The 16,272-nt window shown below is 68.1% G+C and carries 13 protein-coding genes; 2 read left to right on the top strand and 11 right to left on the bottom strand.

Annotation, left to right across the window (positions count from 1 at the left end; all coding sequences use genetic code 11):
* The first annotated feature begins 99 nt into the window (after positions 1 to 99).
* A complete protein-coding gene (locus IEY89_RS29000) occupies positions 100 to 717 on the top strand; it encodes a GNAT family N-acetyltransferase (protein ID WP_189150475.1) in 618 nt (205 codons plus the stop codon).
* A gap of 79 nt (positions 718 to 796) precedes the next feature.
* Here IEY89_RS29000 and trxA read toward each other — a convergent pair whose 3' ends face one another.
* The 7 genes from trxA to IEY89_RS28965 form a co-directional block, all read right to left on the bottom strand.
* Positions 797 to 1,129 (bottom strand): thioredoxin, encoded by a 333-nt coding sequence (gene trxA / locus IEY89_RS28995; RefSeq protein ID WP_189150474.1) that lies wholly within the window; start codon positions 1,127 to 1,129, stop codon positions 797 to 799.
* Between the two features lie 42 nt (positions 1,130 to 1,171).
* The gene (gene trxB / locus IEY89_RS28990) at positions 1,172 to 2,143 is read right to left on the bottom strand and encodes a thioredoxin-disulfide reductase (RefSeq protein WP_189150473.1); all 972 of its coding nucleotides are present in this window, start codon (positions 2,141 to 2,143) and stop codon (positions 1,172 to 1,174) included.
* A gap of 168 nt (positions 2,144 to 2,311) precedes the next feature.
* On the bottom strand, positions 2,312 to 3,220 hold the full coding sequence (locus IEY89_RS28985) for an anti-sigma factor family protein (RefSeq protein ID WP_189150472.1): 909 nt from the start codon (positions 3,218 to 3,220) through the stop codon (positions 2,312 to 2,314).
* Positions 3,217 to 3,927, bottom strand: a complete 711-nt coding sequence (sigM, locus tag IEY89_RS28980) for an RNA polymerase sigma factor SigM (protein WP_189150471.1) — start codon at positions 3,925 to 3,927, stop codon at positions 3,217 to 3,219. Before sigM ends, IEY89_RS28985 begins: the two co-directional genes overlap by 4 nt.
* A gap of 23 nt (positions 3,928 to 3,950) precedes the next feature.
* Positions 3,951 to 5,648 carry a protein kinase family protein gene (locus tag IEY89_RS28975; protein ID WP_189150470.1) on the bottom strand — a complete coding sequence of 566 codons (1,698 nt, stop codon included), beginning with the start codon at positions 5,646 to 5,648 and terminating at the stop codon, positions 3,951 to 3,953.
* A 118-nt stretch (positions 5,649 to 5,766) separates the two neighbouring features.
* Complete coding sequence (murJ, locus tag IEY89_RS28970) at positions 5,767 to 8,034, bottom strand: murein biosynthesis integral membrane protein MurJ (RefSeq protein ID WP_189150469.1); 2,268 nt, start codon at positions 8,032 to 8,034, stop codon at positions 5,767 to 5,769.
* A 47-nt stretch (positions 8,035 to 8,081) separates the two neighbouring features.
* A complete protein-coding gene (locus tag IEY89_RS28965) occupies positions 8,082 to 10,457 on the bottom strand; it encodes a DUF6049 family protein (protein ID WP_189150468.1) in 2,376 nt (791 codons plus the stop codon).
* Positions 10,458 to 10,676: 219 nt separating this feature from the next.
* Here IEY89_RS28965 and IEY89_RS28960 point away from each other — a divergent pair, with 219 nt between their 5' ends.
* Complete coding sequence (locus IEY89_RS28960; protein WP_189150467.1) at positions 10,677 to 12,119, top strand: CCA tRNA nucleotidyltransferase; 1,443 nt, start codon at positions 10,677 to 10,679, stop codon at positions 12,117 to 12,119.
* Positions 12,120 to 12,224: 105 nt separating this feature from the next.
* On the opposite strand, the gene IEY89_RS28955 is transcribed toward IEY89_RS28960, so the two are convergent.
* The 4 genes from IEY89_RS28955 to IEY89_RS28940 all read right to left on the bottom strand — a co-directional run bounded on the left by IEY89_RS28955 (position 12,225) and on the right by IEY89_RS28940 (position 15,971).
* On the bottom strand, positions 12,225 to 12,674 hold the full coding sequence (locus IEY89_RS28955; RefSeq protein ID WP_189150466.1) for an LppU/SCO3897 family protein: 450 nt from the start codon (positions 12,672 to 12,674) through the stop codon (positions 12,225 to 12,227).
* 116 nt (positions 12,675 to 12,790) lie between these two features.
* Complete coding sequence (locus IEY89_RS28950) at positions 12,791 to 14,053, bottom strand: MFS transporter (protein ID WP_189150465.1); 1,263 nt, start codon at positions 14,051 to 14,053, stop codon at positions 12,791 to 12,793.
* 106 nt (positions 14,054 to 14,159) lie between these two features.
* Entirely contained in the window at positions 14,160 to 15,242 is a 1,083-nt protein-coding gene (locus IEY89_RS28945; protein ID WP_189150464.1) for an inositol-3-phosphate synthase, read from the bottom strand.
* A gap of 42 nt (positions 15,243 to 15,284) precedes the next feature.
* Entirely contained in the window at positions 15,285 to 15,971 is a 687-nt protein-coding gene (locus tag IEY89_RS28940; RefSeq protein WP_189150463.1) for a PadR family transcriptional regulator, read from the bottom strand.
* Between the last annotated feature and the right edge of the window lie 301 nt (positions 15,972 to 16,272).

Below are 16,272 nucleotides of genomic sequence, written 5' to 3'. Positions count from 1 at the left end.
GGGCGCAGTCGGCGGGTTCGTCGGCAGCCTGCTCAGGGAACGGAGCGCTCTGACAGCCGCTCGCGACGCTGCGGGCGAAGGAAGCGAGGAACAGCCTTCATGGGGCGTCGGCTCGTACCGCTCACGCTGGACAACCTTCAGGACCTTCCCCAACGCTGTCGCGCGTGCGTCTTCTGGGAACTGGATCCCGTCAGCGGGGAAGCCGCGCTAAAGGCCGGGACACCCGCGCTGGAGAAGGAAGCGTGGATCTCGGCCGTTCTGCTCGACTGGGGTTCCTGCGGCCGTGTCGTCTACGTCGACGACAATCCGGTGGGGTTCGTGCTCTACGCCCCTCCGGCCTACGTTCCCCGGTCCACGGCGTTCCCCACGAGTCCGGTCTCGCCGGACGCGGTGCAGCTGATGACCGCCTTCATCATGCCGGGCTACCAGGGGCAGGGACTGGGGCGCGTGATGGTGCAGACGGTCGCCAAGGACCTGCTGCGACGGGGCTTCAAGGCGATCGAGGCCTTTGGGGACGCCCGCTGGAAAGAGACAGCTTGTGTCCTGCCCGCGGACCATCTGCTCGCTGTGGGCTTCAAGACGGTGCGACCCCATCCCCTGCATCCTCGGCTTCGGTTGGAGCTGCGGACGACGCTCTCCTGGAAGGAAGACGTGGAGATGGCGCTCGACCGGCTGCTGGGAGCAGTACAGAAGGAACCGGTGCTTCGGCCGCTCTAGGGACTTGCACAAGCGAGTGGGCCGCCCCTTTCGGGTCGGCCCACTCATGTTTCACGTGAAACATCGGCTGCTGCGTCAACTAGTCGGCGAGGAAGTCCTCAAGGTCGCGCACGATCGCGGCCTTCGGCTTGGCGCCGACGATGGTCTTGGCGACCTCGCCACCCTGGTAGACGTTCAGGGTCGGGATGGACATCACGCCGTACTTGGCGGCGATTCCCGGATTCTCATCGATGTTGAGCTTGACGACCTCGATCTTGTCGCCGTACTCGGCGGCGATAGCCTCGAGCGACGGCGCGATCTGGCGGCACGGTCCGCACCAGGCGGCCCAGAAGTCCACCAGGACGGGCTTGTCGTTCTTGAGGACGTCCTCGTCGAAGGAGTCGTCGGTCACGTTCTTCAGGGTGCCGGCCACAGGGGGCTCCTTAACTCGATGCTTCGGTGGGGCGGATGGGGGTCAGACAGAGGTCTTCTCGGGCTCGGCCTGCTCCTCGTTGTCCGCCAGGGCGGCGAGGAAGCGCTCGGCGTCCAGCGCGGCGGAGCAGCCGGTGCCGGACGCGGTGATCGCCTGGCGGTAGGTGTGGTCGACCACGTCACCGGCGGCGAAGACCCCGCTGAGGTTGGTCCGCGTCGACGGAGCGTCGACCTTCAGGTAGCCCTCTTCGTCGAGGACCAACTGCCCCTTGAAGAGTTCGGTACGCGGGTCGTGGCCGATCGCGATGAACAGACCCGTCACGGCCAGGTCCGACAGCTCGCCGGTCTTGAGGTTGCGCAGTTTCAGCCCGGCGAGCTTCGGGTCGCCCTGGATCTCGGCCACCTCGCTGTCCCAGACGAAGCGGATCTTCGGGTCGGCGAAGGCGCGCTCCTGCATCGCCTTGGAGGCGCGCAGGGTGTCGCGACGGTGGACGATCGTCACCGACTTGGCGAAGCGGGAGAGGAAGGTCGCTTCCTCCATCGCGGTGTCGCCGCCGCCGATGACGGCGATGTCCTGGTCCTTGAAGAAGAAGCCGTCGCACGTCGCGCACCAGGAGACGCCACGGCCGGACAGGGCGTCCTCGTTCGGCAGGCCGAGCTTGCGGTGCTGCGAGCCGGTGGTGACGATGACGGCCTTCGCCCTGTGCACGGTGCCCGCGGTGTCCGTGACGGTCTTGATGTCACCCGTCAGGTCTACGGCGACGATGTCGTCCGCGATGAGCTCGGCGCCGAAGCGCTCGGACTGGGCGCGCATGTTGTCCATGAGCTCGGGGCCCATGATGCCGTCCTGGAAGCCGGGGAAGTTCTCCACCTCGGTGGTGTTCATGAGCGCACCACCGGCGGTCACGGCGCCCTCGAAGACCAGCGGCTTCAGTGACGCGCGTGCTGTATAGAGCGCCGCCGTGTAGCCGGCGGGCCCGGAGCCGATGATGATCACGTTTCGGACGTCGCTCACGGCGTGTTTCCTCGTTTCTGGACGGCTTCGTACGACCGGTGGGAGCCTCTCTCAGAACTCTCACCCCACCCAACGGATCCTACGGGGCCCGCATTCCCGCTGTGTCCGGGCACACAGGGGCGCCGCTCGGTACGGGATACCGCGGAGGGGGAGGCGAAGCGTTCGCGCTCAGGAACGCGCGTAGGAGTGCGTCAGCAGAACCTCTGCCGGAGGGCCCGACGGCTGCTTCGTACAGGCCGAGTCGAGGACGTAGGCGGTGACGCGGGTGTTGTCGCCTGCCGCGGGGAGCACCACGAGATAGGCATCGGTGCCGTCGTAAGAGCCTTGCTTCACACCGAGGACGGGTGTGTTGCCGCGGCCGATGCCCTTGATGACACAAGCGGGGACGGTCGTCGGCTCGATCTTGACAGTGCCGTCGTTTTCGTCGGTCGTCGGGTCATCGGGGTGGATCTGGACGCCGACCGACGGCCTTCCGCTGCGGGTGTTCTTCTCAAGGTCCTGCCCCTTGAGGAGTTCGGCGACCTGGGCCTCGACCTTCTGCCCGGCAAACGTGCTCGCAGCCTGGGGCTGCTTGTTGTCATCGCCCAGGGACGACACCAGGATGGAGCCGAGTCCCAGGGCGGCAGCCGTGAAGACTGTGCTCAGAACAATGGTGCGGCGCCGGCCGCGTCGTGCGCGGTCCTTCCGGCCCGGCCCGGTGGCCGCGTGAGCACGGCCCGTGGGACGGTCCGTGAGTCCTGCGGCGGGGGGCGATGTTTCACGTGAAACATGCGCGCCCTCGCTCTCGCCGGACACGGCACCGGCAGCGGCGACCGAAACCGGGGTGTTCAGCGGCGCCTCGGCGGCGAGGGCGGCTTCGATACGGCCGACCACGTCGTCCGGCATGTGTACAGGGCTCGGCATCGAGCCGAGGAGGCCGCGGATCTCCTCCAGGGAGGCATACACATCGGCGCAGAGAACGCACTCGTCCAGATGCCGTTGTACGTCCGCGGTCCGGGACGGTGTGAGCAGGCCCTCGGTGAGGTCGGAGAGCTCCGTGACGTCCGGGTGTCCAGCTGTGTCGGTCGTGGATGTCACGCTCGCCCACCTCCGCCCTTCACAGCAGCTGAATCGCTTGGCCCTGCATCTGTTGGTCCCGCTGCGGGTGGGACGGATGTCCCCTGCGCCCGGTTCCGTCCGTCACCCGATTCCTTGCCGTCACCGGTTTTCTCCGGTCGGAGATGGGTGAGGAGCGGCAGCAGTCTGGCTCTGCCGCGGGCACAACGGCTCTTCACCGTCCCAGTGGGTACTCCGAGGACACGGGCGGCCTCCGCTACCGGGTAGCCCTGCATGTCCACCAGGACGAGGGCGGCGCGCTGGTCGGGCGGGAGGGTGCCGAGCGCCTCGATGAGCTGGCGGTGCAGATCGTTGCGCTCGGCCGGTGCCGACGCCGACTCGTGCGGTTCGAGCAGCTGCTCCAGCCGTTCGGTGTCGTCGACCGGTGAGGTCTTGCGGGACGCGGCTTTTCGGGCGCGGTCAAGGCAGGCGTTCACCGTGATGCGGTGCAGCCAGGTCGTGACGGCCGACTGGCCCCGGAAGGTGTGGGCGGCCCGGTAGGCGGAGACGAGGGCGTCCTGGACGGCGTCAGCGGCCTCCTCGCGGTCCCCCAGAGTCCGCAGGGCCACCGCCCAGAGCCGGTCACGATGCCGGCGCACGATCTCACCGAAGGCGTCGGGGTCGCCTTCTACATGCCGGGCGAGAAGGTCCTGATCGCTTGTGTCACCGTATGCGCTGCCATCTGCCATCGGACCCCCCTCCCCTTCACTTCTCAGCTGCTCACCTTGACGTCCACGATCCTGCCGCGGAACTTGCCGTCGTCGACCTGCTTCGGCAGATCGGTCAGCCAGACCAGAAGATAGCGAGACTTGAGCGACTTGCCGGGCTTGAGGGTCACACTCGCGCCCGAGCCTCCGGCCACCTTCGTGTAACCGTCGAGGGACGTCGGCTCCGTACCGGTGTCTCCCGAGGCGGCGCGGAGTTCGACGGAGGTGTCGCCGACGAAGGTGACGGTTACCTCTCCGACCTGCTGGACCTTGCCGAGATCGAGGACGACTCCGACGCCCGACTTCAACCGTCCGAAGTCGGAACTTGTGTAGTAGCTCGTCTGCCAGTACGTGCCCGCAGTGGTGTCGTAAACCTTGTCTATGTCGTCCGGGTTCTCGGTCCCGTCCTCGCCGAGCGGGTCGAAGTCACGGGCCCCTTCGATGGCGATCGGCCTGCTGACAGGTTTCGCCGGACTCTTGTCCCCACCGTCCGTTGTCTGCGTCTGGTCGGTGTCGTCGGCCTTGTTGCCCTGGTCCATGAGGGCGTCCGCGAGCTGCCAGCTGCCGAGGCCGAGGGCGGCGATCAGGAGGGCGGAGACAGCCCACTTGAGCGCCTTGCCGGTACGGCTCTGCAGCGGGGGCGGCGGGGTGGGCAGCGGCTGCGCGAGGCCCGGGCGGGGAGCCTGACGGCCGTACGAGCCCTGTTGGTACGTCGTGCGCTGGTAGTCGGGCGGTGCCGTGAACACCGGCTCCGGCGGGCGGATGCGGGGCATCTCGCCGATCGCCTTGACCAGTTCCTCGGGCGTCGTGCACGCGGACTCGTGGCGTGAGGCGGTGGCGCCGTCGTTGGCGAGCGCGCGCATCGCGAGCTCCGACAGGCCGCGGTGGACTCCGGCCCGCACCTGGTCGGGCGCGATCAGACCGACACCCTTGGGCAGCCCCGACAGGCCGTACGCGTCGTTCTCGTACGGCCAGCGCTGGGTGAGCGAGGCGTACAGCAGGGCGCCGATCGCCTCCGTGTCGGCCCGTTGCGGGGTGTCGGAAGTGATGCCGCGCAGCGCCGCGTTGACCGCGAGGCCGCGCACACGCCACTGGCCGGACGAGCTCCGCAGGATGGTGCTCGGGGTCAGGCGCAGATGCGCGAGGCCCTCCCGGTGGGCGACGGCCATGGCGGAGGCGATCTGGCTGACCATCTGGTAGGCGTCGTGCGCCTCCAGCGGGCCTGCGGCCAGGAGTGCGGTCAGTTCCGTCGCGTCGGGCAGCCACTCGTGGACGACGTACACGAGGTCGTCCTCCTCGACGGCGTCGAGGACCTGCACGAAGCGGGGGTCGCCGAGCAGCGCCGAGGATCGGGCCGCGGCCAGCACGGAACGCGCCCGTGAGTGGTCCGCGGGCAGGATGTGCACGCCGACGGCGCGACGAAGCTTCTCGTCGACCGCGCGCCAGCTGCTGAATCCGTCCAGACGGGTGACGCACTCTTCCAGGCGGTAGCGCCTGGCGAGTTTGTGGCCGCTGTGCAGTTCGGGCGGTGAGGCCTTTCCGGGACTCTCGGTCCCGCCGCTCCCCTGTGCCTCGTCGTTGTCCGTGTCCCGCTCCCGGTTCTGGGCCACGCCGTCGGCCGTGGGCTCGTCCGCCTGCGCGGTCAACGGCTCGTCGCCGCTGTTGTCTGCCACGTCGACGGCAGCTGTGCTCCGTTCCGCCACCGTCGCTCCTGCCTCCCCATCCGTTACGAGCTCTCCGACGCCAAACCCAATTGTGCCCACAGTCCGCCACTCTGCACGACACGCGGTGGCGGACGATGGTTGTGCGGTTTCCCTCGACTCACCGCCCCAGTCGCCCGCGCACCATACCCACCAGTGAGTTCAGTTCTTCAATGCGCATACGGCGGGCGGCGACGTAGAAGACGCCGAGCAGGACGGCACCACCGCCGAGCAGGGCGGCGAAGGAGCCGCCGACGCCCTGGCCCAGAGTGTGGCCGATGCCGTAGCAGGCCGCGCCGCTGAGGAGCGCGGCCGGTACCGAGGCGATGCCCAGCCGGGCGTACGTCCGCAGGACACGGGTGCCGTCGAGGTCGCCGCCAAGGCGCTTGCGCAGCCGGTTCCAGGCGACGCCGACACCGATCGCGTACGCGAGTCCGTACGAGGCGGCCATGCCGACCACGGCCCAGCGGGCCGGGAGCACGAAAAAGCAGAGGGCGGATGCCGTCGCGTTGACGGCGGCGACGATCACCGTGTTGTAGAAGGGGGTGCGGGTGTCCTCGTACGCGTAGAAGGCGCGCAGGACGACGTACTGCACGGAGTAGGGGATCAGGCCCAGGGCGAAGGCCATCAGCATGAAGCCCATGTTGGTGGCCTCGGTGGTGCCCGAGGAACCGAAGATCAGGGTGCACATCGGGATACCGAGGGCCACGAAGCCGAAGGCGATGGGCACGATCGCGACAGCGGTGGTGCGCAGGCCCTGGGAGATGTCGTCGCGCACCGCGCCGGCGTCGCCCTCGTGGGCCGAGCGGGCCAGCCGCGGCAGCAGTGCGGCCATCAGGGAGACCGTGATGATGGCCTGCGGCAGGCCCCAGACGAGCTGGGCGTTGGCATAGGCCGCGAAGCCGGTGCCCTTGACCTCCGGGTTGTCGCCGGCGGCGGCGGTGGCCAGCTGGGTGACGACGAGGGCGCCCGCCTGGTTGGCGAGGACGAACAGGATCGTCCACTTGGCGAGCATCGCGGCCTTGCCGAGGCCGTGGCCCTTCCAGTCGAAGCGCAGCCGCATCCTGAAGCCGGTCTCGCGCAGGTACGGGATCATCGCGAGGGCCTGGACGACGAGGCCTAGCAGCACACCGATGCCGAGGAGGCGCTGGCCCTCCGGCGGGATGGTGGTGACCTCCATGCCGGAGTCCGCCGCGCTGCCGTACACCCAGATGAACATGCCGAGGGTCACGATGATGACGACGTTGTTCAGGACCGGCGTCCACATCATCGCGCCGAACTTCCCGCGCGCGTTGAGGATCTGCCCCATCACGACGTGGATGCCCATGAAGAAGATCGTGGGCAGGAAGTAGCGGGTGAAGGTGACGGCGACCTCGTTGGCCGCCGGATCGTCGGCGATCTCCACCGACAGGGCGCGGACCAGCAGGGGAGCGGCGAAAACCGCCAGCGCGGTGAGCACGCCGAGGGCGACCATGACGAGGGTCAGCAGACGGTTCGCGAACGCCTCGCCGCCGTCGTCGTCGTCCTTCATGGCACGTACGAGCTGCGGTACGAAGACGGAGTTGAGGCCCCCGCCGACGGTCAGGATGTAGATCATGGTGGGCAGCTGATAGGCGACCTGGAAGGAGTCGCCCAGCATGCCGAGACCGAGGGCCGACACGATCAGCGCCGAGCGGACGAAGCCGGTGAGGCGGGAGACCATCGTGCCCGCCGCCATGACGGCGCTCGACTTCAGCAGGCCCGCGGCCCGACCGCTTTTCTTGGGGGCCGCAGGTGTCGTGGCGGGGGCGGGTGCTGCTTGGGGGGTGAGCTGCATAGTGGCGTCGGCAGCCGGGACCTGGACCCGCGGGGCGGGGCTGTGGCCCGGGGCCGGCGAGGGGGACGGGCCGGGTACCACCGGGGGTTCCGCGGGCCCCTGCCCGCCGCCCTGCTGCTGGTCCCGGAAGAGATGCGCGAAGGCGTCCGGCTCGTGTCGTTGCTCCCCGGCCTGGGAGACCAGGGCGTCGACGCCCACGTACTGGGTGGTGCGGGGATCGTCGCCGTACGGCAGGTACTGCGTGGCTCCGTCCGGCTCGGGGGCCGGGGTCTGGGCCCACACGTGCGGATCGGGGGCGTACGGCGCCTGGGCGGGCTGGCCATAGAGCGGAGGCTGCGGCTGATACGTGCCGGGGGGCGGCGGGGGGTGCGCGGCGCGGTCGTAGAGCGCCTCGGCCACCGGGTCCTGGGCGGAGAGATCCTGGGCCCGGTAGGGGTCCTGTGTGTAGGCGTCCTGGAGGTACATGTCCGCGGGGGACTGCGCCGGCACCTGGCCGTCCTCGGGCGGCGGAGCCTCGGGACGGCCCGAGTCGCCCGCGCCCTGACCGCGGTCACCGTCGTACGGCGCGTTCATGGTTACCCCACCTCATCGTTCACCGGGCCCACCGGCCACGACATCGCTCAACGGTCCACTCTCTCACCCGTCCCGGACGGGTCGGCGCTTTCCGGTGCGGTGTTCGGCGTCGGGTCACTCGGCTGCTCCGGGGCGTCTGCCCGCACCGCCGCGTCCGACTCCCCCCGCGGACGACTCTCGTCGTCGGCATGGTTCTCGTCGTCTCCGGCCGCCTCATCCACAGCTTCGTCCTCGTGCCCGTTGCCCGACCCCTCGGCGCGCCGGGCCGCGGCGCGCTTGCGCTGTGTGTACATGCGCAGGCCGGCGAGTACGAGCAGCAGGAAGCCGCCGCCGATGACCAGCATCGCCATGGCCGTGAACTCGGTGACCCGCACGTCGAAGGAGACGGCCGGTCCGTACTTCTGGCCGTCCTTCGTGTACAGCTGCGCGATCACGGTGATCGGGCCGTTGGCGTTGGACGACGTGGTGAACTTCACGGACTGGCTGTGGCCGCCGGAGATCGCGACGGGCTTTTCCTGGTAGTCGTCGTCACCGATCTTGAGCCGGGTCGGGTTCGTCGAGGTGACCCGCAGGACGAGGTTGTCGACGGGCTGGACGAGGTTGTTCTGGACGGTGACCGGGATGGTGGCGCTGCCGCCGGAGAGCTTCGTCTCGGACTTCTTGATCAGCTTGACCTGGTCGGTCAGGTCGTCGAGGTGTGACTCCACGCCCCTGCGGAAACTGTTCGCAGCGCCGGACCGGCCGCGCCAGGACGTGGCCATCTCGCGGTTGACGGCCCGCCCGAAGGGCGTCTCCACGCGGGTCTCGTCGGTAAGGATGATCTTGAAGTTGTCGAGCTTGTCCTGCGTGGTCGCGATCTGCGCGAAGGCCGACTTCGGCAACTGGTGCCTGCGCAGTGTGGCGGGGTAGGAGGACGCCGAGGGCACCTTGGTGGTGGCGCCCGGGTCCGGCTTGGTGTCGGCGGTCGCGGTGAGTTCCTGGGGCTGGGACCAGTTCGAGTCCTGGAGGGCGGTGATCGCCTCCTCCATCGTCTGGGCCTGGCTCGCGGACGGCATGCGCTGCGGGGCGACGACGATGGTGCGCTGCTTGTCGGCCTGGAGGGTGGTCGTCAGGCTCGTGGCGAGGAACTTCTGCACCGCGAGCGTGGAGCTGCCGGCCTTCGTCATGTCGCCCTGGAAGGCCGTGGACAGCCGCGTGTCCGCGACGACCGCCGTGGTGCCGCCACCGATGGGGCGGGCCGCGGATGGCGTGTACGGCAGGTCGCCGGTCTCCTTCAGGCTGTCGCTTCGCGCGATCACCTTGTCGGCACCCGCCGAGGTGGCGATCTTGACGATCGACGGGTCTACGGCACCGTTCACCGGCCACGCGAAGTCGGTGCTGGGTGTGACATGGAGGATCGTCTTCACGGTGTCGGTGGCAACGTCCGTGGCACTCTTGAGATGGCTCAGAGTGCCGGTGACGTTCTTGCCGTTGTGCGCGATGGAAGCGAGGTCGGGGTCACCGAAGGGGAGGGCGACGACCTCCTTGCCCGCGACCGCGTCCTGGAGTTCGGCGAGCCACTGCTTGGCGACCGCCTGACCCGTGCCCGGCGTACTGGTGCCGTCGGCGCCCTGGATGCCGTAGCCGCCGGCCATCGCGTCGACGGACGCCAGCAGGTCGGGGTCGATCACCCAGGTGACGTCGAGTTCCTTGCCCAGGGAGAGCATCTGCTCCAGGCGTCCACCCGGGGAGATCTCCGTGGCGAGGTCGTCGTTGAGGAAGACGGGCGTCTGCTGCTCGCCCGGGCCGGTCTGCGCCGTCATGTGGACCGTGGAGATCAGTGGCCACAGATACGTCGTCCGCGTCCTTGTGTCCGCCTCCTTGGGCTGCCACGGCAGGAACGTCCGCTGGATTCCGAGCACCCGCTCGTACGGTTCGGCGGAGGTCTCGCCCGACAGCGAGACGCCGAGTTGGTAGACGCCGTCCTGGCCGAGGTCCATCTTGTCGACCGGAACGGAGAGGGTGAACGGCTGGGCGACCCCCGGAGTGAGCTTCGAGAACTTCTCGACGTACTTGCCGCCGACCTCCGTCCCGTCGGCACCCGATACGTAGTCGGTGCGCGCGGCGACGTCGTCGATCCCCGAGCGGGTGGTCAGCAGCTGTCCCACGCGCAGGTCCACATGGGCGTCCGTGACCGCCCGCTTGCCCTTGTTGGTCACGGTGCCGGACACGGTCACCGTGTCCCCGTCCGTGGGGGCGCTGGGGGTGAGCGAATCGATGGAAACGACCACCGGGTCGGAATCCGCGGCATACGCGGGCTGTCCGGCGGGTAGTTGGAGCAGACAGGCCAGTAGAGGCGCCCCCGTGAGCAGCACTCCGGCTCGCCGGAACCACCGGCGCGCGAGTGAGGGAGTCAGCCCCGGGAAGTCTGCCGCCTCGGCCACGCGTTCGCCCGTCCCTCGTCGTCAGTGGTCGTCGGAATGTGCGTCCACGCATGGTAACGATGCGCGCTGAGGGGAAGTGCCGCGGACTGCTCCACAAGATCGTGGAACACCGGTCGGCTGTCCTCTATGTGTGTGTATCGATGGAGGAGTCCCCGGCCGAGTGCGTGGACGTTTTATGGAGGCGCGGTCCGTCGCCCGGGCCACGTACCCTTTTCTGTTGTGCCGAACGCCAACGAAGACAATGCCAGTGCCCTGAACCAGGTGCAGCTCCACGCGGTGAGTGAGTTGCTGCGGGTGGCCCCGGTCGCCGACGACCTTGCCCGTCGTTTCCAGGAGGCCGGGTTCTCGCTCGCCCTGGTCGGCGGCTCCGTCCGGGACGCGCTGCTGGACCGGCTCGGCAACGACCTGGACTTCACGACCGACGCTCGCCCCGAGGACGTACTGAAGATCGTCCGCCCCTGGGCGGACGCCGTGTGGGAGGTCGGGATCGCCTTCGGGACGCTCGGGGCACAGAAGGACGGCTTCCAGATCGAGGTGACGACCTACCGGTCGGAGGCGTACGACAGGACCTCGCGCAAGCCGGAGGTTTCGTACGGTGACTCCATTGAGGAGGACCTCGTCCGGCGCGACTTCACGGTTAACGCGATGGCCGTGGCGCTGCCGGAGAAGGTGTTCATCGATCCGCACGGCGGACGTGAGGACCTGGCACGTCGTGTGCTGCGCACGCCGGGCACGCCTGAGGATTCCTTCTCGGACGACCCGCTACGGATGATGCGGGCCGCGCGCTTCGCCGCCCAGCTCGACTTCGAGGTGGCCCCCGAGGTCGTCACGGCCATGACCGACATGGCCGGCCGTATCGAGATCGTCTCGGCGGAGCGCGTGCGGGACGAGCTGAACAAGCTGATCCTGTCTCCGCACCCGCGCAAGGGCCTGACACTGCTGGTGGACACCGGCCTCGCCGACCACGTACTGCCCGAGTTGCCGGCTCTGCGCCTGGAGCGCGACGAACACCACCGGCACAAGGACGTCTACGAGCACTCCCTGATCGTTCTGGAGCAGGCGATCGAGCTGGAGCGGAACGGCCCCGATCTCGTTCTCCGGCTTGCCGCGCTGCTGCACGACATCGGCAAGCCGCGCACGCGTCGCTTCGAGGAGGACGGGCGGGTCTCGTTCCACCACCACGAGGTGGTCGGGGCGAAGATGACCAAGAAGCGGATGACGGCGCTCAAGTACTCCAACGAGCTGGTGAAGGACGTCTCGCGTCTGGTCGAACTCCACCTGCGCTTCCACGGGTACGGCACCGGAGAGTGGACGGACTCGGCGGTCCGCCGCTATGTCCGGGACGGGGGTCCTCTCCTCGACCGCCTCCACAAGCTGACCCGCTCGGACTGCACCACACGGAACAAGCGCAGGGCAACGGCGCTCTCGCGTGCGTACGACGGCCTGGAGGAGCGGATCACCCAACTCCAGGAGCAGGAGGAGCTGGACTCGATCCGTCCCGACCTCGACGGCAACCAGATCATGGAGATCCTGGGCGTCGGGCCCGGTCCGGCGATCGGTCAGGCGTACAAGTTCCTGCTGGAACTGCGGCTGGAGAACGGGCCGATGGAGCGAGAGGCCGCGGTGGGAGCGCTCAAGGAGTGGTGGGCCGAGCAGGACTGAGGTGTGAAACGGCGCGATGTTTCACGTGAAACATCGCGCCGGAACACACAGCGGGCGGTGTTTCACGTGAAACACCGCCCGCTGTCCTTGTGTGTTGTGTCTTGCTCAGACTTCCTTGAGGCAGAGCACGACGTCGTGGCTGCTGCCCTCCTGGTAGTAGGAGATCGTTGCCTCCGTGACGGACTTGCACTTGTCGGCGTCGCTGGTGTTGTCGAACTTCTCGACGACCTTGTACTGGGCGTCGCTGGAGGTGCAGCCGACTTCGTTGAGGTCGGGCGCCGTGTTCGAACCGTCGTTGTGCATACAGGCGCCCACGGACGTCGTCTCGGCGTCACTCTGCCCGAAGTACCACTTGCCGCCGGCGATGGCTATCGCGATGACGATGAACACGCCTATGCGCATCAGCTTCTTGCTGAAGCGCTTGGTCGGCGCGGGCGGCGGGACCGGAGCTCCCTGGAACGGGGCACCCTGGTGCGGCGGGTACGGCTGCTGGGCCGCCGTCGGCTCGGCGGGCACAGGGGCGTTCGGGTTCTGGTCCTGTGGCGGAGTGGTCATTTCGGGGGTCCCCCTTGGGTATGGGTGCGCTTGGTGCGAAGTAAGACGCACGTAAATTACCGGGACCCACTGACAACTCTGAACCTCACAGAGTCTCTGTGGCATTCATGTGACACTTACCGGCGTTCAAAGCGGGCCATAGTCATAGCAATTGCCCCGTAGATAACGGCGATCGTGACCAAGAGGGGCACCGAGCGGCCGTCGGAGGGCAGCATCAAGGCCGCCACCCCGGCCGCGCCGACGAAGGCGACGTTGAACAGGACGTCGTAGACGGAGAAGATCCGGCCGCGGAAACCGTCGTCGACCGAGGACTGGACGATCGTGTCCGTGGCGATCTTCGAGCCCTGAGTGACAAGGCCGAGGACGAACGCCGCGATCAGCATGGGCACTTCGGCGAACGACAGGCCGAGCCCGGGCACCAGGACAGCCGCCGCTCCGGCGCACACCACGATCCAGCCGCCGGGACCGAGTCGCCCGACGCCTGCCGGTGTCATGACGGCCGCGACGAAGAAACCCGCTCCGGAGATGCCCACCGCGAGGCCGAGCAGGGCCAGCCCGTCGTCGGAGCCGTCCGACCAGGCGTACCGGCAGAGCATGAGCACCATGACCGTCAGGGCGCCGTAGCAGAACCGCATCAGCGTCATTGCGCCCAGCGACCAGGCCGCCTCCCGGCGCCCAGGCTCGGCCAGGTGCCGTACGCCTGCCGCCAGACCGCGTGCGGTGCCGGTGAGCGCCGACCCCAGCCGGGGCTGCACCAACTCGGCATCGGGGCCAAGTAGTTCCCGGTCGAGGCGGAGGGAGGCGAGCGATGCGCAGAGGTACAGGGCCGCGCCCAGGAGGACTACCGCGGCATCGGAGTCGGAGGCGGCGATTCGTACGACGAAGGCGAGTCCGCCGCCCGCCGTGGCAGCGAGTGTGCCGGCTGTCGGGGAGAGCGAGTTGGCGATCACCAGGCGCTCGTCGTCGACCACGCGCGGCAGGGCCGCCGAGAGCCCGGCCAGGACGAAGCGGTTGACGGCGGTGACACAGAGGGCGGAGACGTAGAAGAGCCAGTCGGGGACATGGCTCAGCATCAGGACGGCCGTCAGGCATGCCAGCAGGGCGCGCAGCAGGTTGCCGTACAGGAAGACCTGTCGGCGTCGCCAGCGGTCCAGCAGGACACCTGCGAAGGGGCCGACCAGGGAGTACGGCAGAAGCAGAACCGCCATCGCGGAGGCGATCGCGGCCGGCGAGGTCTGTTTCTCCGGCGAGAAGACGACGTACGCGGCGAGTGCGACCTGGTAGACGCCGTCGGCGCCCTGGGAGAGCAGCCTTACGGTGAGCAGCCGCCGGAAGTTCCTCAGGCGCAGGAGTACCCGCAGGTCACACACGACAGCCATGGGGCACAGCCTCACATACGAGGAGGGTCCCCGGGCGGATGACCCGGGGACCCTCGACGGGCAGGAGCGACAAGCCTGTGGGGGCTCGACCGGCGCTGGACTCCTCTCAGCTCTCGACTTCGCCCTTGATGAACTTCTCGACGTTCTCCCGTGCCTCGTCGTCGAAGTACTGGACCGGCGGGGACTTCATGAAGTAGCTCGACGCGGAGAGGATCGGGCCGCCGACTCCGCGGTCCTTGGCGATCTTCGCGGCGCGCACGGCGTCGATGATGACGCCGGCGGAGTTCGGGGAGTCCCAGACCTCCAGTTTGTACTCCAGGTTAAGCGGGACGTCGCCGAACGCGCGGCCCTCCAGGCGGACGTACGCCCACTTGCGGTCGTCGAGCCAGGCCACGTAGTCCGACGGGCCGATGTGGACGTTGTCGGCGCCCAGCTCGCGGTCGCGGATCTGGGAGGTGACAGCCTGCGTCTTGGAGATCTTCTTGGACTCCAGGCGCTCCCGCTCGAGCATGTTCTTGAAGTCCATGTTGCCGCCGACGTTCAGCTGCATCGTGCGGTCCAGGACCACACCCCGGTCCTCGAACAGCTTCGCCATCACACGGTGCGTGATCGTGGCGCCGACCTGCGACTTGATGTCGTCGCCGACGATCGGGACACCCGCCTCGGTGAACTTGTCCGCCCACTCCTTGGTACCGGCGATGAAGACCGGGAGTGCGTTGACGAAGGCGACCTTGGCGTCGATCGCGCACTGGGCGTAGAACTTCGCCGCGGCCTCGGAACCCACGGGGAGGTAGCAGACCAGGACGTCGACCTGCTTGTCCTTGAGGACCTGGACGATGTCGACCGGGTCCTGATCGGACTCCTCGATGGTCTCGCGGTAGTACTTGCCGAGCCCGTCGAGGGTGTGGCCGCGCTGGACCGTCACACCCGTGGAGGGGACGTCGCAGATCTTGATGGTGTTGTTCTCGGAGGCGCCGATGGCGTCCGCGAGGTCGAGACCGACCTTCTTCGCGTCGACGTCGAACGCGGCGACGAACTCCACGTCACGGACGTGGTACTCCCCGAACTGCACATGCATGAGGCCCGGGACCCTGGCCGCCGGATCGGCGTCCTTGTAGTACTCGACTCCCTGTACCAGCGACGCGGCGCAGTTGCCCACGCCGACGACGGCTACGCGAATGGAACCCATTCGGTTGCTCCCTGTGTGTACGAGTGAGGACCTGAGCGGCCCTCACGTGGCGGTGTCGTCGGACGGACCGGTCCGGGAGTCGTCCTCCCTGGACCGGGGCAGGCCGCCCGGCGCTCCAGATGTGGTGTCCTGCGAGTCGGGTTCTCCGGAAACGGCACCTTTGAGGTCCCGCCCGGCCCGCTCGCTCTCGATGAGCTCGTTCAGCCAGCGCACTTCGCGCTCCACGGACTCCATTCCGTGGCGCTGGAGCTCAAGGGTGTAGTCGTCGAGGCGCTCCCGGGTACGCGCCAGAGAGGCGCCCATTTTCTCCAGACGCTCCTCCAGCCGGCCGCGGCGTCCCTCGAGAACGCGCATGCGTACATCGCGGGACGTCTGGCCGAAGAAGGCGAAACGAGCGGCGAAGTGCTCGTCCTCGTAAGCGTCCGGCCCCGTCTGTGAGAGCAGCTCCTCGAAGTGCTCCTTACCTTCAGCCGTCAACCGATAGACGATCTTGGCGCGACGCCCTGTGAGCGAAGCGGCGAGCACGTCCTCGGGCGCACTGCCGGGCTCCTCGATCAACCAGCCGTTCACGACCAGCGTCTTGAGGCAGGGGTACAGCGTGCCGTAGCTGAAGGCGCGGAACACACCCAGTGACGTATTGAGCCGTTTACGCAGCTCATAGCCGTGCATCGGGGACTCGCGGAGCAGGCCGAGGACGGCGAACTCGAGGATTCCGGCACGCCGGCTCATCGTCGCCTCCTTTCTCCCACGGTCCGACCGTGACGTCTCCGGCACTGTTTATGCCGAGCTGATGTATCGACTCGATACATCTAGACGATAGAACGCCCCTGTGGATGCGACAAGAGGGGAGGTCGTGAACGGGATCACATCACCGATTCGTAGGAAGCAAGTTGCCTGATTTGGGGTGAACTTCGGGGCTAGGCGGGTTTTGACGGTGCGTAGTCTGTGCGCCATGCAGTCCACCGGGAACCGAGTGACGTTTGGGGACGTTGTCGTGCTCGGTGCGGTACGGATGAATGCGAACACGGTC

The organism is Streptomyces lacrimifluminis (genome assembly GCF_014646095.1).
Classification (GTDB): Bacteria; Actinomycetota; Actinomycetes; order Streptomycetales; family Streptomycetaceae; genus Streptomyces; species Streptomyces lacrimifluminis.
The sequence above is the reverse complement of the archived record's forward strand: the minus strand, read 5'-3'. Positions and strand labels throughout refer to the sequence as shown.